Annotated in this window: 20 protein-coding genes and 1 tRNA gene; 7 read left to right on the plus strand and 14 right to left on the minus strand. The window is 58.1% G+C overall.

Features of this window, described 5'->3' with window-relative positions; all coding sequences use genetic code 11:
- The first annotated feature begins 13 nt into the window (after positions 1-13).
- Together QVG21_RS00750 and QVG21_RS00755 are read left to right on the plus strand one after the other, a co-directional pair.
- Positions 14-1417 carry a DUF5689 domain-containing protein gene (locus tag QVG21_RS00750; RefSeq protein ID WP_287921153.1) on the plus strand — a complete coding sequence of 468 codons (1404 nt, stop codon included), beginning with the start codon at positions 14-16 and terminating at the stop codon, positions 1415-1417.
- A 575-nt stretch (positions 1418-1992) separates the two neighbouring features.
- Positions 1993-3174, plus strand: coding sequence for a phosphatase PAP2 family protein (locus QVG21_RS00755; protein WP_287921156.1), 1182 nt, complete (start codon positions 1993-1995; stop codon positions 3172-3174).
- A 108-nt stretch (positions 3175-3282) separates the two neighbouring features.
- Here QVG21_RS00755 and QVG21_RS00760 read toward each other — a convergent pair whose 3' ends face one another.
- From QVG21_RS00760 to QVG21_RS00775, 4 genes are all read right to left on the minus strand, one after another.
- On the minus strand, positions 3283-6111 hold the full coding sequence (locus tag QVG21_RS00760) for a M16 family metallopeptidase (protein ID WP_287921159.1): 2829 nt from the start codon (positions 6109-6111) through the stop codon (positions 3283-3285).
- Between the two features lie 14 nt (positions 6112-6125).
- The gene (locus QVG21_RS00765; RefSeq protein ID WP_251213529.1) at positions 6126-6356 is read right to left on the minus strand and encodes a helix-turn-helix domain-containing protein; all 231 of its coding nucleotides are present in this window, start codon (positions 6354-6356) and stop codon (positions 6126-6128) included.
- 42 nt (positions 6357-6398) lie between these two features.
- Positions 6399-7112 (minus strand): DUF2975 domain-containing protein, encoded by a 714-nt coding sequence (locus tag QVG21_RS00770; RefSeq protein WP_251213530.1) that lies wholly within the window; start codon positions 7110-7112, stop codon positions 6399-6401.
- A 168-nt stretch (positions 7113-7280) separates the two neighbouring features.
- The gene (locus tag QVG21_RS00775) at positions 7281-7892 is read right to left on the minus strand and encodes a hypothetical protein (RefSeq protein WP_370527329.1); all 612 of its coding nucleotides are present in this window, start codon (positions 7890-7892) and stop codon (positions 7281-7283) included.
- Positions 7893-7982: 90 nt separating this feature from the next.
- Here QVG21_RS00775 and QVG21_RS00780 point away from each other — a divergent pair, with 90 nt between their 5' ends.
- From QVG21_RS00780 to QVG21_RS00790, 3 genes are all read left to right on the plus strand, one after another.
- Positions 7983-8714 (plus strand): acyl-[acyl-carrier-protein] thioesterase, encoded by a 732-nt coding sequence (locus tag QVG21_RS00780; protein ID WP_287921173.1) that lies wholly within the window; start codon positions 7983-7985, stop codon positions 8712-8714.
- Between the two features lie 64 nt (positions 8715-8778).
- A complete protein-coding gene (locus tag QVG21_RS00785; protein WP_287921174.1) occupies positions 8779-9312 on the plus strand; it encodes a ferritin-like domain-containing protein in 534 nt (177 codons plus the stop codon).
- 134 nt (positions 9313-9446) lie between these two features.
- Positions 9447-10583 carry a glycosyltransferase gene (locus QVG21_RS00790; RefSeq protein WP_287921176.1) on the plus strand — a complete coding sequence of 379 codons (1137 nt, stop codon included), beginning with the start codon at positions 9447-9449 and terminating at the stop codon, positions 10581-10583.
- A 73-nt stretch (positions 10584-10656) separates the two neighbouring features.
- On the opposite strand, the gene QVG21_RS00795 is transcribed toward QVG21_RS00790, so the two are convergent.
- The 5 genes from QVG21_RS00795 to QVG21_RS00815 form a co-directional block, all read right to left on the minus strand.
- Entirely contained in the window at positions 10657-12027 is a 1371-nt protein-coding gene (locus QVG21_RS00795; protein WP_251213535.1) for an MFS transporter, read from the minus strand.
- Between the two features lie 18 nt (positions 12028-12045).
- Positions 12046-14037, minus strand: coding sequence for a tetratricopeptide repeat protein (locus QVG21_RS00800; RefSeq protein WP_287921179.1), 1992 nt, complete (start codon positions 14035-14037; stop codon positions 12046-12048).
- 70 nt (positions 14038-14107) lie between these two features.
- Positions 14108-14989, minus strand: a complete 882-nt coding sequence (era, locus tag QVG21_RS00805; RefSeq protein WP_287921181.1) for a GTPase Era — start codon at positions 14987-14989, stop codon at positions 14108-14110.
- 124 nt (positions 14990-15113) lie between these two features.
- On the minus strand, positions 15114-16445 hold the full coding sequence (gene ffh, locus QVG21_RS00810; RefSeq protein ID WP_287921183.1) for a signal recognition particle protein: 1332 nt from the start codon (positions 16443-16445) through the stop codon (positions 15114-15116).
- A 64-nt stretch (positions 16446-16509) separates the two neighbouring features.
- On the minus strand, positions 16510-17082 hold the full coding sequence (locus QVG21_RS00815; protein ID WP_287921185.1) for a DUF4294 domain-containing protein: 573 nt from the start codon (positions 17080-17082) through the stop codon (positions 16510-16512).
- A 108-nt stretch (positions 17083-17190) separates the two neighbouring features.
- Between QVG21_RS00815 and QVG21_RS00820 the strand changes: the two genes are divergently transcribed.
- Entirely contained in the window at positions 17191-17565 is a 375-nt protein-coding gene (locus tag QVG21_RS00820; protein ID WP_287921187.1) for a thioesterase family protein, read from the plus strand.
- A gap of 1 nt (position 17566) precedes the next feature.
- On the opposite strand, the gene nhaD is transcribed toward QVG21_RS00820, so the two are convergent.
- The gene (gene nhaD, locus QVG21_RS00825; RefSeq protein ID WP_251213543.1) at positions 17567-18898 is read right to left on the minus strand and encodes a sodium:proton antiporter NhaD; all 1332 of its coding nucleotides are present in this window, start codon (positions 18896-18898) and stop codon (positions 17567-17569) included.
- Between the two features lie 91 nt (positions 18899-18989).
- Between nhaD and QVG21_RS00830 the strand changes: the two genes are divergently transcribed.
- A tRNA-Gln gene (locus QVG21_RS00830) sits at positions 18990-19060 on the plus strand.
- Positions 19061-19122: 62 nt separating this feature from the next.
- On the opposite strand, the gene QVG21_RS00835 is transcribed toward QVG21_RS00830, so the two are convergent.
- The 4 genes from QVG21_RS00835 to yajC form a co-directional block, all read right to left on the minus strand.
- Entirely contained in the window at positions 19123-19389 is a 267-nt protein-coding gene (locus tag QVG21_RS00835; RefSeq protein ID WP_251213544.1) for a hypothetical protein, read from the minus strand.
- Between the two features lie 12 nt (positions 19390-19401).
- On the minus strand, positions 19402-19662 hold the full coding sequence (locus QVG21_RS00840) for a GlsB/YeaQ/YmgE family stress response membrane protein (protein ID WP_251213545.1): 261 nt from the start codon (positions 19660-19662) through the stop codon (positions 19402-19404).
- 191 nt (positions 19663-19853) lie between these two features.
- Positions 19854-20111 (minus strand): TIGR03905 family TSCPD domain-containing protein, encoded by a 258-nt coding sequence (locus QVG21_RS00845; RefSeq protein WP_251213546.1) that lies wholly within the window; start codon positions 20109-20111, stop codon positions 19854-19856.
- A gap of 19 nt (positions 20112-20130) precedes the next feature.
- A complete protein-coding gene (gene yajC / locus QVG21_RS00850; RefSeq protein ID WP_251213547.1) occupies positions 20131-20448 on the minus strand; it encodes a preprotein translocase subunit YajC in 318 nt (105 codons plus the stop codon).
- Between the last annotated feature and the right edge of the window lie 49 nt (positions 20449-20497).

Here is a 20497-nt window from a genome sequence, read left to right on the forward strand (position 1 = left end):
GCGATTCTGCATTATGAAAATCAATAAGTTATTTTTCGTCGCGGTGTTCGGCATCCTGTGCGCGGGGTGTTACAACGATTTCGATACGCCCGCTCCCGCCAAGGTCTGGACCGACGAGGACATGGCGTCGCTCGGGCTCGAACCCATTTCCATCAAGGAGATGAAGAACGTTTTCATCAACGAGTTCGGTTCGTTAGACAATACCGGTTCCAACGGTAGTTGGTCCGATACCAAGACCGTCAAGCTCGGGGCCCCCTCGACGCCCATCGAGGAGGGTTTTTCCAATATAAAGTTCCGCGAGGACATCGGCAACCGTTATATCAAGGGCAAGGTCATTTCCAGCGATGCGCAGGGCAATGTCTACAAGTCGCTCTACATCGACGACGGCACCGCCGCCATCGAGCTCAAGCTCTGCGGTACGCTCTACACTACTTTCAAGCTCAACCTCGGGACCATGGAAAGTACGTGGGTCTACGTCAAGCTCCGTGATTTCTACCTCGGTAATTACCGGATGATGCTTTCGCTGGGCGATGCTCCCTCCAATGCGCTCAATACGGGTCTGGCCGATAAGTATTACGCCAATTCCAATTTCGAGAGCGTCGATATGTGGGCCAACCTCAACAATCCCACTTTCAACCGCGTGCTCGCGGGTGGTCCTTGTCAGTTGGATGCTACCAATATCAAGGTTGTCAATTCGTCCAATTACAACGAGTTGGGGCAGGACGATTACGGGCGTCTGATTCGTTTCGAGGGCGTTACGATTCGTTATGCTGGCGTCAAATATCAGGACTTGCAGCTTGATGAACAGGGCAATCCGATTATGAATCCCGTCTACGGGAAGTTCATTGCCGAGGGTGGCAAGCCTATCTTCGATCGGCAGGGTGCAGTCTGGTATTATAACAAGGCTCATGAGCTTGAGCAGCTTCTTGACGAGAATGATAAGCCGGTCTATGAGTATTTGTGGACCGATGATATTGAGAAGCCAACTATCGGCGACAATCCCTATCCTAATTGGATCGTTACCGATTCGGGTTCGCCCGTCTTCAGTGCTTGGTATCATTGGGCTTACAGCCGCGAGAACGTCAGTCTTTACGGTTCGGTGCTTATGATGTTGAATACCGAAGCTACGGCCACCAACGTTGCTGGTGTTTATGGTATCCGCACCAGCGGTTATTCGCGTTTCGCCATGCGGCCGATTCCCGCAGACGGTAGTGTGGGCAATGTATTGGGTATCTATAGTATCTATTCCAAGAGCGCTACCTATCCTTACGCGCAGTACCAGATTACCGTCAACCGCATCGAGGACCTCGAATTCCCCGAGGAGTCGTTGCTCTCGCAGGAGTGGATCGACCACAATACGCCCGACGCTTCCTACAATCCGCCCGTCAAGGACGGCAGCGGCGAGTACGACGAGTAGTTCCGTTTTCCAGGGATTGCGGTCTTTCCGCCGCGTTCCCGTTTTCTCCAAGAGGTGCCCGAAGGGCACCTCTTTTTTCGTGTTCTTATCTTTCCGCCCATCCCGACCGCCTCGTCCTGTTGCCCCTTCTTCTGCTATTCCGGATTCTCATCCACGTCATCCCGGATGCCCCCTCCTTGTCATTCTGGGTACCCTTCCCCTCTTTGTCATTCTGAGCGCAGCGAAGAATCTGTTTTCCTGCCCTGTCATTGCCGGAAGCAAAGGTGCGGGCGCCGTCGTAAATATTTTTCGTCTCTCGCTGTCGGATTCGCCGTAAAATCGTTACCTTTGTCTCCGGCAGTCTCTCTCGGGGTTGCCGACATTCGGACTTAAAGCGCATCGGCTTTACTTTCTTACTGATGAAACTTGGCGGTTTTTGACGGTGTAGGAGTAGCAAGGTTGGTGCTCGCGTCGTTTTTCGGCGTGGGCATTCGTATTGTTCTCTACACCGGGTACGCCAAGACCTCATCAGTGGATCATGCGAAGTGTTCCACGCTTTTTGTTGTCCGGGAAACGATGAACCTAATCCGAATTCGATGAAGATTCTTGTTTGTTTGCTGGCCTTCGCGTGTCTGTGGGCGCCCGGCCGTTCCTTCGCCGCGCAGCGCGACAGCCTCGGGCACGGTCGTTTGGCCGTCGCTGCCGTTCCTTTGATCATGGGCGGTGCTGCCATGACTTTCTGCGACCGCGATTTCCGCGATTTGCGCAATAGTTACGCCGTCGGGTTCCGCCACGATTACGACGATTATCTCCAGTACGCGCCTTTGGCGTTCGCTTGGGGATTGAAGGCTTGTGGCGTCAGGAGCCGCAGTTCTTGGGGGCGGATGATCGTCTCCAACGCCTTTTCCGCCGCTTTGATGGCTGCCATGGTCAATTCGCTCAAATATTCCGTGCGGGCCGAGCGCCCCGACGGCTCCACCCGCAATTCTTTTCCGTCGGGGCATGCCGCTACGGCTTTCATGGCTGCCTCTATTCTCCATAAGGAGTTCGGCCATCGCAGTCCGTGGTTCAGCGTCGGGGGGTACGTTGCCGCCGCCGCTACCGGCATCACGCGCCAGCTCAACAACCGCCATTGGATGAGCGACATCATGGTCGGCGCAGGCATCGGTATCCTCTCCGTCGAGTTGGGTTATCTCTTCGCCGATTTGATTTACCGGGAGCGGGGTATTGCCGACATCGGTTCTTTCCCCGATTTCGACCGTTTCCGGCGGCCGTCGTTCCTTTCGTTGCACGCCGGGGCTACTACCGCTTTGGGAAGTTATACCGTCTTGTCCGGCAGGGAGGTCCGTTTCGCAGGCGGCCCTACGGTCGGGGTTCGCGGCGCTTGGTTCGCGACGCCTTACGTCGGGGTCGGCGGGCGGCTCGCCGTCGGCAGCATGCGGTTGGCCATCGACTCGGAGGCGCAGAACGAGTTGCAGTATGGGGCGTCGGTCGCCGTCGGGCCTTGTTTTTCCTATCCGCTCACGGCCCGTTGCGCTGTCGGGTCGCATTTGTCCGGCGGATACGAGTATTTCAAGCGGATGCGCAGTTCGTTCGGCGATTTGGGCGACCGCGGCGGTGCGTCGATAGGAACCGGGGTTTCCGTGACTTGCGTTGCCACGACAGGTTTCGGCGTGCGGTTTTCGGTCGATTACGACCTTGTCTCGCCCGTGCTCCGCGGGTCCGAGGAGTGCCTGCATAAGCTGACCGTCGGCATGGAGGTCTGCACGCTTTTCTGAGCAATCGCTGTCTGCTAAGCCCGGCAAAACATCGGTGGATAGTTCCCATAGCAAAACGTCCGCCGCTCGATCGAGCGGCGGACGTCTCTTTTTAGCCGTGTATGTTCGTTATTCGGCCTGTTCCGGGCGCATGACTACCTTCACAAGGTTGCCATCGCTGAGTATCTTCTTCGCCAGGGCTTGTATGTCGGCGTTGGTCAGTTCGCGCAGCGCCTTTTCGTAGCCGGCCAGATAGTCTTCGCCCGAAGTGTACTTCGCGCGGATGTAGCGCATCCATTGGTGGTTCTGTTCAAGGCTGTTCTTCCAGCTCTTGAGCATGAATTCGCGGGTCTTCTCGACGTCTTCGGTCAGCGGGCCTTCGGCCGCTATCTTCTCGATTTCCGCCATCACGATTCCCAGCAGTTCGTCCGCCATCTCTTCGTTGGTGTCGAATGCGATGTTCAGTTTGTAGGTCTCGTTGGGCAGGTATTCGGTGCCGCCGTAGACTTGTACGCCGTAGGTGCCGCCCTTTTCCTCGCGGATCGAAACTAAGTAGCGGGCGTCGAGCGCCTGCGTCAGGAAGGTCAGCGCCAGTCGGTTCTTGAACGTGTAGGGCATCTCGCCCGAGAAGAGGTAGTGTACCGATACCTTGGGCTGCTGCATCGGCGCGCGGAAGTCTTCGGTCACTTCGCCCTTGACCGGGGCGCTGTGGTCGTCGATGGCTTCGGCTTTCGTCTTCGTCACGGGCAGCGAGCCGATGTATTTCTCGGCCAGCGGTTTCAGCGTCGCAGGGTCTATGTTGCCCACAAACGTGAACGTGAAGTTGTTGGCGCCCGCGTAGAGTTTGTCATGAATCACGGGCAGCATCCCGAACTCGAAGCCGTCCATTACTTCGACGGTCGTCATCCGGCGGCGGGGGTTGTTGCCGTAGGCTGCGTCCAGGTAGCGTTTTTCCATGACGAAGTCGGGGTTCGATTCCGCATTTTCCAGCTGCGAGCGCAGCATCTTCATCAGCGTCGCGTAGTCCGTCTCGTCGTAGCGCGGTTGTACGAAGTTCAGATAGAGCAGTTGGAGCATCGTCTCGATGTCTTTCGGCGAGCACACTCCGTTGATTTGGGTCTGGTAGTTGTCTACGCCGAGTTCCACCGACGCCGAGATGCCTGCCAGTTGTTTGCGCAGGTCCGAGGCCGAGAATTTGCCCGTGCCCATCATCGAGACGTAGACGGGCAGCCATTCGGCCATCGGCAGTTCTGCGTCGGTCAGCAGCGAAAGACCGCCTTCCGATACCGCGTTCATGCGTACTTCGTCGGCTTTGTAGGTCGTGGGTTTCACCACAATCTTCACTCCGTTCTTCAGCGTCCATTCCGTCGTGCCGTAGGCCGCGTCTTCAACCGTTTTCTTCACCGGCGAGCCTTTCAGCTTGGTGCCTGCGGGCAGCAGCGGTTCTTTCACGGCCGTGTCTTCGTAGGCTTCCAGTTCCGAGTCCGTCACCCGGTCGCGGATGGCCAGTATCTCGGCTTCGGTCGGGGTCTCAAGACCTTCTTTTTCCGGGGCCGTGATGACGATTACTTGGTTCGCCGGCGTTATGAGGTGCTGTGCTATCGCGTTCACCGCATTTACGTCGATGGATTTCAGCAGCATGCTGTCGATCTGCCATTCGGTCTCGGCCGCAGGCATCGGCGTGTTCTTGCTGAAGTTGTCCAGGTAGATGTCCACATATTCCGCGTTCGTGCGGTCGTTGCGGTTCGTGTACTTGCGTTCCGCGCTGCGCAGCAGGTTGTTCTGTGCGCGCTCGAATTCGCCTTGCGTGAAGCCGAAGCGGCGCACTTTCTCCATTTCGCCGTAGATGGCCTCGAAGCCTTCGGGCAGTTTGCCGTCCTGCGTCATCACCACGAACACTGTCACGTTCATCGTCGGGATTACGCCCAGGATGTCGCCTGCGCTCATGCCGCCGCCAAGGAACGGCGCGTCGGGTTTCATCGCGATTTCTTGCAGCCGCGCGTTGGTCATCGACGACATGTAGGCCTGCGCTACGTCAAGCATTTCGGCCTGCACCGTGTTGTTGAGTTCCTTGGGCAGGGCTTCGCGCTTGATGAACAGCTGGATGCGCGAGCCTTGCATTTCCGGGTCGGTCGTGATGCTCACGATGGGTGCTTCGTTGTCCGGTACCGTGATTTTCTCCTTGTGCGAAGCGTTCGCTTCCGGAGCCGGTATGTCGCTCATGAGTTTCTTCACCTTGGCTTCGACGGCGTCCACATCCACGTCGCCCACTACGATGACTGCCTGGTAGTCCGGGCGGTACCATTGGTGGTAGAAGTCGCGCAGCGCCTGGTGGTCGAAGCTCTTCAGATAGTCCAGATAGCCGATCAGATTGCGGTGTTCGTATTTCGAGCCTTTGCCCAGGGCCTTGATCATCGCCATCATCGAGCGCCATTGGGCACCGTCGCGCGTGCGGAGTTCTTCGCAGATTACGCCGCGTTCCGCGTCGATTTCGTCGCCTTCGAGTGCAATGAAGTGCGACCAGTCGTGCAGAATCAGCAGCGCCGAGTCGATCACTCCTTCGCGGGCCGTCGGCACGTCCTTGATTTGGTAGGTCGTGTGGTCCCAGCCCGTCGCGGCGTTCAGGTTGTAGCCGAATTTCACGCCCACGGTCTCCAGGTATTCCGTCAGCATCTTGCCCGGCAGGTTCTTCGTGCCGTTGAACGCCATGTGTTCGAGGAAGTGGGCCAGACCTTGCTGGTCGTCGTTTTCCTGAATGGCGCCTACGTCATGCAGAATGTAGAAGTCTGCCTGTCCCTTCGGTTTTTCGTTGTGGCGGATGTAGTAGGTCATGCCGTTTTCCAGCTTGCCCGTGCGCACCGCTTTGTCGGCCGGAATCGGTGCCATCATGCCCGGTTGGGCCGCCATGCTTCCCGCGGTGAGCACCGCAAGCAGCAGGAACATCAGTTTTTTCTTCATACTCTTTTCTTTTTTTAGGAAGATTGTTTCGTTGCAGGTTCTTCCGGGCGGTATTCGATGATGTCGCCCGGTTGGCAGTCCAGTTCGCGGCAGATCGCTTCGAGGGTCGAGAAGCGGATCGCCTTGGCCTTGCCGTTCTTGAGAATCGAGAGGTTCGCCGGGGTGATTTCCACGCGTTCGGCCAGTTCGCCGAGCGAAATCTTGCGGCGCGCCATCATCACGTCGATGTTGATGATTATAGCCATTTTCCCCCCCCCTTTCATAGCCATACGGATTGTCATGGTCGTTCAGATGGTTAGTTTCTGTTCTTCGCTCAGGTTCTGCCCGATGGCGAACACTTCCGCCGCGAAGATTATCAGGATGCCGATGATGATTGTCGAGTAGGAGAGATGGAACGCCGTGTCGACGGTGTACTGGCTTCCCGCCAGCAGTTCGGCCGCCCGGCGGTTCATCGTCCACACGACCAGTCCGTCCATCAGTTCCGTCGCTATGGCCAGTCCGCCGATGGCACGCAGGTACCATACGTTGCGTTTGTCCAGCGTGCGTTCTTCGCGGATCGAGCGGCGTACGGAGTTTATAATCAGGAACATCAGCGCGATTATCGTCAGATAGGCCAGCAGGGTCAGCATCACCGAGACATAAATCCAGCCGCTGCCGCCCAGCGAGCGGAAAGCCAGCCCTATTATCGACGTCCCGGGTGCTTCCTGTTCCACTACAAGCCCGATTTTGCGGATTTTCGTGTCGATTTTCACGTTCGGGTTTTCCGGCAGGGCAAGGACGTTTTCGGGGCTTTCGTCAATAGTAATGTTTTCAAGCATGTAGATAAGCCGCGGCGTTCCCGAGCCCCAATTGCGGGCCAGGTTCATGCCTATTTCGTCACCGTCGGCGTAGCCCCGGTTGAATCCGGGCAGGAATTCCAGCGCAAGCCCCGCCGTCAGCGCAATGAAGAACGCTATGTAGATGGCCAGCAGGCGTTGCAGGAACGGTTTCTTGTTCTGCATGTTCCGTGTGTTTTGGTTCTGCGGTCCGCGTGCGGACCCTTCGACAGCAAAGATACGATTTATTTCTGAAAAACAAATAATATTTATCGTTTTTCGATAAAATAGGGTTCGCAGTCATAAAAAAAGACGGTCGGACGACCGTCTTCGTTAGTCCCGAGACCGGTTCCGTCATTCGGCGTTGTCTTTCAGCTGGCGCCAGTACGAGGCTTTCAGCGCCATCGAGACCGAGGCTATCGCAACGATTGCCACCAGCGTCACTATGAACGTGATGGCTTTTACGCCTATCGCTCCGCAGACGGCTCCGCATATTCCGGTTGCAATCACCGCCGCTGTGCCGAATATCAGACTGATGAAGAACATCGTCCATTTGCTGCCGTAGGTCGCTGTGTTCGACGCGCGGAGCGCTTCGATGGGGTTTTTGCCTTTTTCCAGCAGATAGTAGTAGGCCAGCGACCACGACAGGGCCAGTACGATGCCCGGGATGAACAGGAACAGCATCGCCGCATAGATGCCCATGATCTGCAGTATCGAGGTCAGCAGAAATTCGCCCATGCAGCGGCGGTATTTGCTGTCGAAGATTCCCAGCGGGTTGATGACGCTGCCTTTGGCCAGTTCCGCAGGCAGCAGCGTAATGGCGATGGTGGTGCCTACGTTCAGATAGGGTATCCATATCGTCACCAGCCACAGCGCCACGGCCGCCATAATCGACGGGGCGTTCTTCACTCCGATAGTCAGCGCATCGTTGAGCGTCTCCGCAAAGTTGAGTTTCTTGGGTTCCAGAAGTTCCATAAGCATTTGTTTAAGGGAGGGTTTTCTGCCGCTAAGTTACGAAAAAAACACTACCTTTGTATATCCTTATCCCGCAAAGTCATGCAGGCACAGAAGTCTCTCTATTCTTATCGTATCGAGCCGCAGGAGGTCGATTTCACCTTGCGGGCGACTATTCCCGCGTTAGGTTCCGCCGTGCTCAATACCGCAGGCACCGATGCCCACGGCAAGGGTTTCGGCGTCGATGCCTTGAATGCCGACAACCATTCGTGGGTCCTTTCGCGCATCGCGTTCGAGTTCGACAGCCGCCCCGCGCAGTACGCCGATTACACCGTCGCCACGTGGATCAGCGATTACGGGCGTGTGCTTTCCACGCGTAATTTCGTCCTCTCCGACGCCGAGGGGCACGAGTTCGGGCGCGCCGTTTCGCAGTGGGCCATGATCGACTTGGCTTCCCGCGCCGCGGTCGACCTTTCGTGGGTAGGCGACGCCCATGCCGACGCCATCGTCGACGCGCCGCCCCCGGCCGCCATGCCGCGTAAAATCCGGGCCGTCGAGCCGTCGGTCGTGTGCGAGCACAAGGTCGTTTACAGCGACATCGACTTCAACCGCCATGTCAATACCATGCGTTACATCGAGATGATGCTCGACATGCTGCCCGTCGAAAGGCTCACTTCCGAAGCTCCCGTGCGGCTCGACGTCCATTTCCTCAGGGAGTGCCGTCTCGGGCAGACTTTGACCGTCGGGGCCGAGTTCCGCGACGAGGGGGCTTTGTTCGAGATCGGCAGCGGCGAAGGGGCCGTGGCCGTGCGGGCCGCCGTCGAGTGGAAATAGTCGTCGCTCAGTCAGATACATGGAACGGGTTTTGCAGCGTCGTTGCAAAACCTTTTTCATACTTATGGAAACCACCGAAGTCAAGAGCAAGTACAAGGTCAGCATCGACCTGTTGAACGACGCCGTGGGCAAGGAGATCGCCACGTCGCTCCAGTACATGTATTTCCACACCCGGTTCGAGGATGCCCGTTACCGGTATCTGTCGCGTATCATGCGCGAGATTTCGATTGCCGAGATGCGGCATATCGAGGAGTTTTCCGACCGTATTCTCTTTCTCGAAGGCGACGTCGACATGAACGCCGCGTTCCGCACCCGGCAGATTACCGACGTCAAGGAGATGCTTCAGTTCGCCGTGCAGTTGGAGGAGAGTACCATCGACAGTTACAACCAGGCTTCGCGTATCGCCGCCGAGCACAACGATGCCGTCACTCACAAGATGTTCCAGGACATCATCGTCGAGGAGGAGCAGCACCTCGATACGTTCCGCACCGAGTTGCAGAACCTCACCGATTACGGCGAGGAGTACCTCGCGCTCCAGTCCGCCGCCGGCAGCAAGCACACCGCCCGCGCCCTGCACCACCATTCCCACGACGAGTAGCGCCGGCTGCCCGTTTCGTCGCGGAGCCTCCCCCGGGAGGTTCCGTTTTTGTTTTCGGTTCGGCCGCACCCAAATTTATTTGGCATTGCCCTCGCCTTGCGTTATCTTTGTCATAGAGTAAGCACGCATTCGCTATGAAAATCACCATCCTTGGCCCTGCCCATCCTTACCGGGGCGGGTTGGCTTCCATCATGGAGACCATGGCCCGGACGTTCCGGCGGCGGGGCGACGAGGTGTCGGTCCGCACCTTCACCCTGCAATATCCCTCCCTGCTTTTTCCCGGTAAAAGCCAGACGGTCGACACTCCGCCGCCCGGCGATTTGTCCATCGTCCGGTGCGTCAATACGGTCAGTCCTTTCAGTTGGTGGCGGGTCGGGCGACAGCTGCGGCGCGAGCGGCCCGATTTCGTCCTGTTGAAGTATTGGACGCCTTTCATGGCGCCGTGTTTCGGTACCATCGCCCGAATCGCACGCGGCAACGGCCATACGAAAGTCTTGTGTCAGATCGACAACGTCGAGCCCCACGAGCATCATGCGGTCGACAAGCCGTTCAACCGTTTCTTCCTCCGGTCCGTCGACGGGTTCGTTTACATGTCCGAGCAGGTCCGCCGCGAGCTCGCGGCCTATACCGACGCTCCGGCGCTCTTTTCGCCCCATCCGTTGTTCGAGCATTTCGGCGGCCGCGTCGACCGCTGCGAGGCTTGTGTGAGGTTGGGGCTCGACCCGGCCGTGGGTTACGCCCTCTTTTTCGGGCTCATCCGCGATTACAAGGGGTTGGATTTGTTGTTGGATGCGTGGGCCCGGCTTCGGCGCGAGGGGCGCATCGGCGGCAGGAAGCTGATTGTCGCCGGAGAGTTCTATACTTCGCCCGAGCCTTATCTGGCGCAGATCGCCGCGCTCGGATTGCAGGACGAGGTCATTCTCCACGACCGTTTCATTCCCGACGCCGAGGTGAAATACTATTTTTCGGCGGCCGATTGCGTCGTCCAGCCTTACAAGACCGCTACTCAGAGCGGCGTCACGCAGATTGCTTACCAGTTCTGTACGCCCATGATTGTCACGGACGTCGGCGGGCTCGCCGAAATCGTGCCCGACGGTCGGGTGGGCTGCGTCTGCCCGCCCTCGGCCGAGGGGGTGGCCGACGCTATCGAGCGTATCTACGCACCCGGGGTCTTGGAGCGGTTTCGCGAGAATTGCATCGAGGAACGGCGCCGTTTTTCGTGGGAGGAGATGTGCAGCCGCATTGCCGAGCTTTATAATATGGTGCGGTAGCCGCTAAGCAAGCCGTTACGAAAAAGCCGGGAACCTTTCCGCAAGGTTCCCGGCTCGTTTTTGTCCGCCCCGTTTATTTCTTGATGTTGGGCAGTTCCAGACCGTAGCCTTTCTTCCGGTCTTCGAGTTTCAGATAGAAGCTGAATATGAACGCCAGCACCCCGAACGACGAGAAAATCATCATCGGCGTCGTGTAGCCGCCCGTCGCGTCGAGTACCTTGCCGATGAGCAGCGGCACCAGACACAGGCCGATGTTCTGTATCCAGAATATCAGGCAGTAGGCCGAGCCCAGTATCTTTTCGTCGATGATTTTCGGTACGCTCGGCCACAGCGCCGCCGGTACCAGCGAGAACGATACGCCGAGTGTCACCACCAGCGTCAGCGCCAGCCATTGCGACGGGAAGAGCGGCAGCAGGAACGCAAAGCACAGGTGGCAGCCCGTCATGATGATGGCGCCTATCATCAGCATCGTCGCCCCCTTGCCGCGGAAGTCCAGCAGCGCCCCCAGGAACGGCGTCAGAATCATCGCCAGTATCGGGAAGCAGCTGAACAGCCGCGCGGCCGATTCGGCGTCCACGCCCAGCGTCACCTCCAGGTAGTTCGGGGCATAGCGCTGGAACGGGAATATCGCCGAGTAGTAGAGTACGCACAGCAGGGCCACCAGCCAGAACATCTTGCTCGAAAATATCTGTCCGAGGTCTGAAATGTGGAATTCTTCGTCCGACGATTTTTCTTCTTTCAGTTCCCCGGCCGCTATCAGCTGTTTGTCCAGTTGCTTGTCCATCACGACGAATACTGCGTAGCACAGCATGCCGATGACAAGCAGCGCCGTGCAGAAGCCTACCGGGGCCACGATGGATTGGTCGAATTTGTTCGAGATCATCGGGGCCAGCCACATCACCGCAAAGACGCCCAGCCGCGCGATGGCCATTTCAAGGCCCATCGCCAGCGCCATTTCCTTGCCCTGGAACCATTTGGCTATGGCTTTCGAGACGGTCGTGCCCGCCATTTCGCATCCGCAGCCGAAGATCATGAAGCCCAGCGAGGCCATCTTCGCGCTGCCCGGGAACGAGGTCCACCAGCTGTCGAGCCAGCCGCAGAGCTGCGTCGTCTGGAACCAGTCCGTGATGCCCACGAACTTGACCGTCGCGCCCAGCACCATCAGTCCCGCCGACAGCAGGCCCGTGAAGCGGATGCCCATCTTGTCGAGGATGATGCCCGCAAATATCAGGAAAAATACGAATACGTTCAGGAAGTACTCCGACGCCGCATAGGTGCCGAACGTCGAACTGTCCCAGCCGCGGGCCGTTTCGACCAGCGATTTGAGCGGCGACATCACGTCCACGAACATGTAGCCGAAGAACATCATCGACGCGATCAGTATCAGCGCCGTCCAGCGTGCTGCCGCCGAATCGTTGAGTTTGCGTTGGATTGTTGCTGTCATTTGTTATCTTTTTGGATGTTAGTTCTTTGCATGGGGTGCATGGCGTTTGAGTATTTCGTAGGCTTCTTCGATGCCCAGTTCGCCCGCTTTCGAGAGGTCCAGACACCCTTTGCGCGTGTCTTTCATGTAGAGTTGGACGATTCCGCGGTTGTAGTAGGCTTCCGCGAACCACGGGTTCAGTCCGATGGCCTTGGTGTAGTCCTCGAACGCTTCCGGCAGGTTGCCCGACAGGGCCCGCAGGTTCGCCCGGTTGTAGTAGGCGTGGGCGAATTCGGGGTAGAGTTTGGCCGCCTTGTTCAGGTCGGCTATCGCCTCGTCGTAGCTGTAAGTACGTTTCGGGTTGTTGTTCAGCCGGTTCGCCGGGTCCGCGTCTATCGTGATGCGTTGGTACGAGTTGTCTATCGACGATATGAAGTCGATCATTTCGGCCCGCGTCGTCGAGCGGTTCAGATAGAGGAACGGGTTGGTCGGGTTCATCTCGATGGCCGACGAGTAGGTGTTCACCGAGTTGGTGTATTGTTTGATCTGCGATTGGGTCACGCCGCGTTCAAAGTAGTCTTTCCACGTCGGGTCGGCCGTTTTCAGCCGTTCCGTGCAGCGTTTGTCGAGCAGCAGCAGCGTGTCGGGGTGCAGGTCGCTCACACGGCACGAGAGCACCAGATAGGGGTTGCCGATGCTGCGGCGGAAGTCTTCGACCCGTTGCTGGTGGTGGCGTGCGGGTTTGGGCAGCGTGTCGGGGCGCATCAGCGTGAATTTGAACAGCGGCAGCAGGCGCATTTCGTCGCGGCCGCCCGTGCGGCCCGCCATCTTGTCGAAGTCGGCGCCGGCCGGCCGGGTGTCGAACGACAGCAGGCGGTCGAAGCGCTGCGTCGTGTCGGCGTATATCGAGTAGGTGCTGTCGTTCAGGCGCGTGCGGTATTCCGCTATCTTGCGTTGCGCTGTGTTGCGGTCGGCGCGGGCTCCCTTGGGGTCGCGCAGCAGTTCGCGCAGGCGGCCGCGGTAGATGTAGGCGTTCGCGAAGTCCGGGTAGAGCCGGATGGCCGAGGTGTAGTCTTCGACCGCTTTTTCGATTTCGCCCAATTGGGTGTGAACCCCCGCACGGTTGTAGTAGACCAGTACGTTGTTCGGCGAGTAGGCCGCTACCCGGTCGTAGTCTTCCAGCGCTCGGTTGTAGTCGCCCACCTGCGCGCGCAGCATCGCCCGGTTGAAGTAGGCCAGCGAGTTGAGCGTGTCGAGTTCGATTACTTTGTCGAAGTCGGCCAGCGCCTGCGTCGGACGGTTCGTCGACGAGTAGACCAGCGCACGGTTGAAGTAGGAGAGCAGGTAGGCCGAATCGCAGGCGATGGCTTTGTCGAAGTCGGCTTCCGCTTCCCGGTAGCGGCGTTGGTGCATGTAGAGGTCGCCGCGTTGGTTGTAGCCGTTGGGGTTTTCGCGGTTGGTGCGGATCGCCATGTCGAAATTTTCGTAGGCGCGCAGCGTGTCTTTCAGATGCAGGTAGCTCAGCCCCCGGCAGATGAAGGCGTCGGCCACCTTGTTTTCCTGGCGGATGAATTTGTCGAAGTCTTCGATGGCTTCGGTGAATTGTTGGTTCAGCAGGCGCGTCACGCCCCGGCTGTAATAGGGTCCCGGCAGGTCGGGCCGCAGGTCGATGGCTTCGCGGAAATCTTGCAGCGCGTCGTCGTAGTTGCCCAGTCGCGAGCGCGTCACCGCACGGTAGGTGTAGGCTTGGGTGTAGACCGGGTTTTTGGCGATGGCCGTCGTGAAGTCCGCTTCGGCGCCTATCAGGTCGTCCAGGTTGTACTTCGCTATTCCGCGCAGGAAGTAGCCTTCGTAGGCGTCTTCATCGAACCGCAGCAGGGTGTTGAGCGTGCGGATGGCTTCGCGGTAGTTGTTGTCCATCATGCAGCGCTGGCCCATCCAGAAGAAATACTCCCGGTTGTACTGCGCCCGGGCCCGCAGGCCGCTCAGCAGCGCCATGCCCAGCATGATGAATGTGATGATTTTCCGCATCTTATTCGTACAACGTGTTTTTCCGGCGTTTTATTTTCTTGCCGGTCATCGGCCAATTTTTAATTATGAATTATTCCTGTTCGTACCCGAAGCGGCGCAGCTGCCGCGGGTTGTTGCGCCAGTCGTCGTTCACCTTGACGAACAGTTGCAGGAATACTTTCTTCTCTAAGAATTGTTCCAGGTCTTCGCGCGCCGCCTGGCCTACGCGCTTGAGTTTTTCGCCCTTGTGGCCGATAAGTATCCCTTTCTGCGATTCGCGCGACACATAAATCGTCGCCGCTATGCGGTCGATGGCCGGTTCTTCCTTGTAGCTGTCGATTTCGATTTCGCAGCAGTAGGGTATCTCCTTGTCGTAGTTGCGCAGGATTTTTTCGCGGATTATTTCCGACGCGAAGAAGCGCAGGGTCTTGTCCGTCAGCGTCTCTTTCGGATAGAACGCCGGGCCTTCGGGCAGCCGGTCCAATATCGTCTTGAAAAGTCCTTCGATGTTGAATCGTTCCTTGGCCGACGCCGGGACTATCTGCGCTTCGGGCAGTGCCGCGTGCCATTTTTCGACCAGCGCTTCCAGCGCTTCGGGCGTCGTGAGGTCTATCTTGTTCACCACTACGATGGTCGGTATCCCGCTCCGCGCTATTTTGCCTACGATTTCTTCCGAGCGGTCGCCTTGTTCCACCGTGTCCGTCACATACAGAATCACGTCGGCGTCGGTCAGGGCTCCCGTCACGAATTTCATCATCGACTCCTGTAGTTTGTAGCTCGGTTTCAGAATTCCCGGCGTGTCCGAGTAGACGATTTGGAAGTCGTCGCCCGAGACTACGCCCATGATGCGGTGGCGCGTCGTCTGCGCTTTCGAGGTGATGATCGAGAGTTTTTCGCCCACCAGCGCGTTCATCAGCGTCGATTTCCCTACGTTGGGGTTGCCTATGATGTTTACAAAGCCCGATTTGTGCATTTCCTTATCTCGCGTTTTTATCTTCCAAAGGTAGTTATTTTCTGCGGATTTTTCTTATTCGGCCTTAAAAATGGCGGCTTTCCCCATCGCAGGAAAAGCCGCCGTTTCTTGTCGGTCCGGTCGTTTACCTCCGCATCATCCCGCCCGGGAATTTGGGCATCCGCAGGTTGCCGCCCGCCACGGTCTTCATCATCTTGCGCGTCTGCTCGAATTGTTTCATCAGCCGGTTCACATCGGCCATCGTCGTGCCGCTGCCCTTGGCTATGCGTTCGCGGCGGCGGGCATTGATGATTTCGGGCTGTGCTCGTTCGGCCGGGGTCATCGAGCCGATGATCGCCTCGGTCTGTTTGAATACGTCGTCCGGTATGTCTATGTCCTTGAGTGCCTTGCCCATGCCCGGCAGCATCGAGGCTATGTCTTTCAGATTGCCCATCTTCTTCACCTGTTGGATTTGGGCGATGAAGTCGTTGAAGTCGAATTGGTTCTTGACGATTTTCTTCTTCAGTCTCCGGGCTTCTTCTTCGTCGAATTGTTCCTGCGCGCGTTCTACCAGCGACACCACGTCGCCCATGCCCAGAATGCGGTCGGCCATGCGTTCCGGGTGGAATACTTGCAGGGCGTCCATCTTCTCGCCGCTCGATATGAATTTCAGCGGTTTGTCCACCACCGAGCGGATCGAAATCGCCGCACCGCCGCGCGTGTCGCCGTCCAGCTTGGTCAGTACCACGCCGTCGAAATCCAGCCGGTCGTTGAATTCCTTGGCCGTGTTCACAGCGTCCTGGCCCGTCATCGCATCTACTACGAACAGCGTCTCCGAGGGATTCACCGCCGCCTTGATGGCCGTTATCTCTTCCATCATCGCCTCGTCCACCGCCAAGCGGCCCGCCGTGTCGACGATTACCGCGTTGTGGCCTTTCTGCCGAGCGTGTTTGATGGCGTTCTGCGCTATTTCGACCGGGTTTTTGTTGCCTTCTTCCGTGTAGACTTCCACACCGATTTGCTGGCCCAGCACTTTCAGCTGGTCGATGGCCGCAGGGCGGTAGACGTCGCCTGCAACCAGCAGTACCTGACGCCCTTTCTTGTTCTTGAGCAGCGCCGCCAGCTTGCCCGAGAAAGTCGTTTTACCCGAGCCTTGCAGACCCGCAATCAGTATCACCGCAGGCGTGCCTTCCAGCTTCACGTCCGTCGCCGTGCCGCCCATCAGCAGGGCCAGTTCGTCGCGGACTATCTTGGTCATCATCTGCCCCGGCTTCACCGCCGTCAGTACGTTCTGACCCAGCGCCTTTTGCTTCACCGTGTCGGTGAAGGTCTTCGCTACCTTGTAGTTCACGTCGGCGTCGATGAGCGCACGGCGGATTTCCTTGAGCGTCTCCGCTACGTTGATTTCCGTGATGCGGCCTTCGCCTTTGAGTATCTTGAACGACCGTTCGAGTTTGTCTGTCAGGTTTTCAAACATGGTTTTCCCAATTTGGCTTCAAAGGTAAGCAGAAAATCGTACGCCTGCAAATCCGCTCCGGACTTTACAGCAGGCCCGCTTCGTAGTAGGCTACGATCTGTTCGATGATGCGGTCTTCGCCCTCCTTGTCGTAGGCCGACTTGAGGTCCTGCCCGAAGATTTTCGAGATGCCCTGCCAGAATCCCGCCACGAATCCGCCGCGGAATTCGCGCAGTACGTCGTAGGCCGTGCGGTCGGTTTCGCGGTCGATAAGTTTCAGCAGTACGCGCCCTTGCGTGCGGGTCATGTGTTTCAGTACGGGCGTGTATTCGTCCTTGATTTCGTCGTAGACTTGTTTGATGTAGGCTTTCTGTTCCTTTTTCGTCGGCAGGCGCAGCAGTTCGGCTTCCATTTCGGCCATCTTGGCCCGGGCGGTTTTCGCTATCGGGTAGACTTTCTTCACCGCGTCGACCAGTCGGCGGTAGCGGCGCAGGTCGGCCGGGCGTTGGAAAACGGGGACGGGCGCCACATGGATCAGCGGCGTCGAGTCGCCCTGTTCCACGGTCCATTCCTGGTAAAGATAGCCGCGGCCCCCTTGCGCCCGGAGTTCCGGCTGCGCGGCGCACAGCACGCACAAAAGCAGCAGCAGCTTTTTCATGGTCCGTAAATTTAGTTATCTTTGTCGGGCTGTCCGCGCCGTGCATCTTCGGCGGCGCGGGCCGGTCCATGCAAAAATAATCAATTCGTTCCCAATACGGAAATCATCATGTTGGAAAAAGGACTTACGGCCGTCAGCCGCACGACGGTGACGCCGCAGAATACCGCCGCCGCCATGGGTTCGGGCGACATGCCCGTTTTCGCCACGCCCGCCATGGTCGCGCTGATGGAGAACGCCGCCATGTTGGCAGTCGCCGGGGCGTTGCCCGAGGGGGCCACTACCGTCGGCGCCGAGATGAACGTCACCCATATCAAGCCCTCCGGTCTCGGCACCGAGGTCATCGCTTCGGCCGTCGTCACGGAGGTCGACGAGAGGAAAATCACCTTCACCGTCGGGGCCCGCGACGCCGAGGGGCTTATCGGCGAGGGTACCCACGTGCGTTTCGTCGTCGACCGCGCGCGGTTCCTCGCCAAGGTCCGGTAGGTTACAGACCTGCCAGGTGCTGGAGCCAGATTGCCAGCATGCCCGCCAAGTAGCCCGCCAGTACCAGCGGCGATATTTTGCGCAGGTACCATCCGAATTCGATTTTTTCAAGTCCCATCGCCACCACGCCTGCCGCCGAGCCGATGATAAGCAGGCTGCCGCCCACTCCGGCGCAGTACGAAAGCAGGTGCCAGAACAGGCCGTCGGTTACGAAGCCTTGCATGAATGCCGGGTCGGCGCTCGCCGCTGCCGTCGCGGCGTCCGCCACCGGGTACATGCCCATGCAGGCCGCTACCAGCGGTACGTTGTCGACGACCGACGACAGGATGCCGATCAGTCCTGCAATGGCGTAGGGTTCATGCAGGTGCTTGTCGAACCATTGGGCCATCCCCGTCAGGATGCCTGCGCTCTGAAGCACTCCCACCGCCATCAGAATTCCCAGGAAAAACAGAATCGTCGGCATGTCGATGTGCTTGACCACTTTCGACACGCGGTTCTGGATAGATTCCTCCATGTCGCGTTTGCGGTCGTAGAGGATTTCGGTCAGCGCCCAGTTTGCGCCCAGGGCGATAATCATCCCCATGTAGGGCGGCAGTCCCGTCAGTTCCTTGAAGACAGGTACGAACAGCAGTCCCGCTACTCCCGTCACCAGTATCGTGTGGCTCATGCGGCTGTCCACTCCTTGCGGCAGGGGCGCCGCTGCGGGTTCCGTCGTCGCCGCCGTTTCGCCCCGGCTTACGTAGCGCATCGCTATCGCCGTCGGCACCGCCACCGAGACCAGCGACGGCAGCAGCAGTCCGTACATCAGCGGCCCGGCCGTGACGTTGCCCCGCATCCACAGCATGATCGTCGTCACGTCGCCGATGGGCGACCACGCGCCGCCGCTGTTGGCCGCCGCCACAATCAGTGCGGCGAATATCCACCTTTCGCGGCGGTCGTCGATAATCCGGCGCAGAAGCATGATCATGATGATGGCCGTGGTCATGTTGTCCAGCACGGCCGACATGAAGAACGTGATGACCACCAGCAGCCACAGCAGCCGTCGTTTGCTGCGGGTCCGGATGCGCGACGTGATGACGTTGAATCCGCCGTGGGTGTCTATCAGGTCCACGATGGTCATCGCGCCGATAAGATAGACCAGTATTTCGCACGTGCTGCCCAGCTGGGCGGTCAGCTGCGCGCCGATTTGCGGGTCGTGGCCCGCCAGGCTGAATATGGCCCACAGCGCGCCGCACATCAGCAGCGCCACGGCCGATTTGTTGATTCCGATTTTGTGTTCCAGCGCGATGAGCAGGTAGCCCGCGCAGAAAATCGCGATGAGGGTTGCAAGCATGGTTCAGGATTTCGGGGGTGCGTGATTTCGGATGCGTTTCTTGGATATTGCGTTTTTTTGATTACCTTTGCAACTGCTTTCGAGCAGCGATTGAGCTGTGGTGTAATGGTAACACAGCAGATTTTGGTTCTGTCGTTCCAGGTTCGAGTCCTGGCAGCTCAACTCCTTTCAGCAGAAGCGGAGACCCGGCGTCGGGTCTCCGCTTCGTTTTCGGGCCGGAACTGTCAATAGTTCTTTTTGCCCTGCAGGCGGTCGGCGGTCTTGTCGACAGCCTGGCCGATTTTGTCGGCGGTCTTTTCCGCGCCCTGCTTGATGTTGTCGCCTACCTTGCGGGCCGTGTTGCCCATGCGGTCGGCAGCGTTTTCCACGCCGTTTTTCATCTTGTCGGCGGTCTGTTCGGTCTTGTTCTTGCAGTCGGTGGCCTGGTTGAGTTTGTCGCCGAACTGTTTTTCGGTTTGCCGGTTTTCCCAGCTGTTCTTCGTGTCGTTCATTGTCTTGATTTTTTACCGTTCAACATGTTTTCTTCGTCGGGTGATCATCGAGACGATCCACAGCAGAACGACAGCTCCGGCAATCGAGGTCAGGAAGCTGCCCAGCGTGCCTACGGGTACCCACCCGAACCACGAGAAGATCCAGCCTCCCAGCACACCGCCGATCAGACCTACGATCAGATTGATGACGAGGCCCGAGCCGTCGCCCTTGACGATCAGGTTGGCGATCCATCCGGCCGCCAGACCGATTAAGAGATACCACAGAAAATACATAGTTTTCGTTTTTTTGACTTAACGTCTGCTTCGTTGCAAATTCCGTTCCCCAATTCGCCGGACGGGTAAAAATACAGGGGCAATACGTGCCCCGCCCCGATGGATTCATTCTCCATCGGGGCGGGTGAACGTGTTGATACCTTGCGGAACAGACAGGGCCGCCCAGCGGGCGGCCCTATTATCAGAGGTGTTTATTCTTCGTGGCCTGCTTCTTCCAATGCTTTGGCCAGTTGGTCGGGGCACGAGGTGCCGCGGCCGCGGCAGTCGATGCCTTTGAGGCGGGCGACGGCTTCTTCGGCGCGCATTCCGCGCACCAGCGCCGCAATACCCTGCGTGTTGCCGTGACAGCCGCCCGTGAAAGCTACGTGGCGGATTACGCCGTCTTCAAGTTCGATGTCCACTTGTTTCGAGCAGGTGCCTGCGCAGGCATAACTTATTTTCTTGTTCATGTCGTGCCGTGCGGATGGCTTATTTCTGTTGGTTGCTGTTGTCGGCCACCACCATGTTCTTGTCGATGCGCAGGGTCACATCGCTGTCCACTTCGATAAGCAGCGAGGTCTCTTTCACTTCCTTGACCGTGCCATAGATTCCGCCTGCCGTGATTACCTTGTCGCCTTTTTTCAGTCCGTCGCGGAACGCCTGCATCTGTTTGCGGCGTTTGGCTTCGGGGCGCCACATGAAGAGCCACAGCACCAGCACCATCAGGCCGATCATGATCAGGAAGCTGTATTGCTGGAAAAATCCGGGTTGGGGTTCGGCGGGCATCGCCTGGAGGAAATTCATCATAACTCTTTTTTGTTTTGTTGTTTCTGGTTTTGCTTGGGCAAATATAACA

The organism is Alistipes sp. UBA6068 (genome assembly GCF_949428155.1).
GTDB classification, from domain to species: Bacteria; Bacteroidota; Bacteroidia; order Bacteroidales; family Rikenellaceae; genus Alistipes; species Alistipes muris.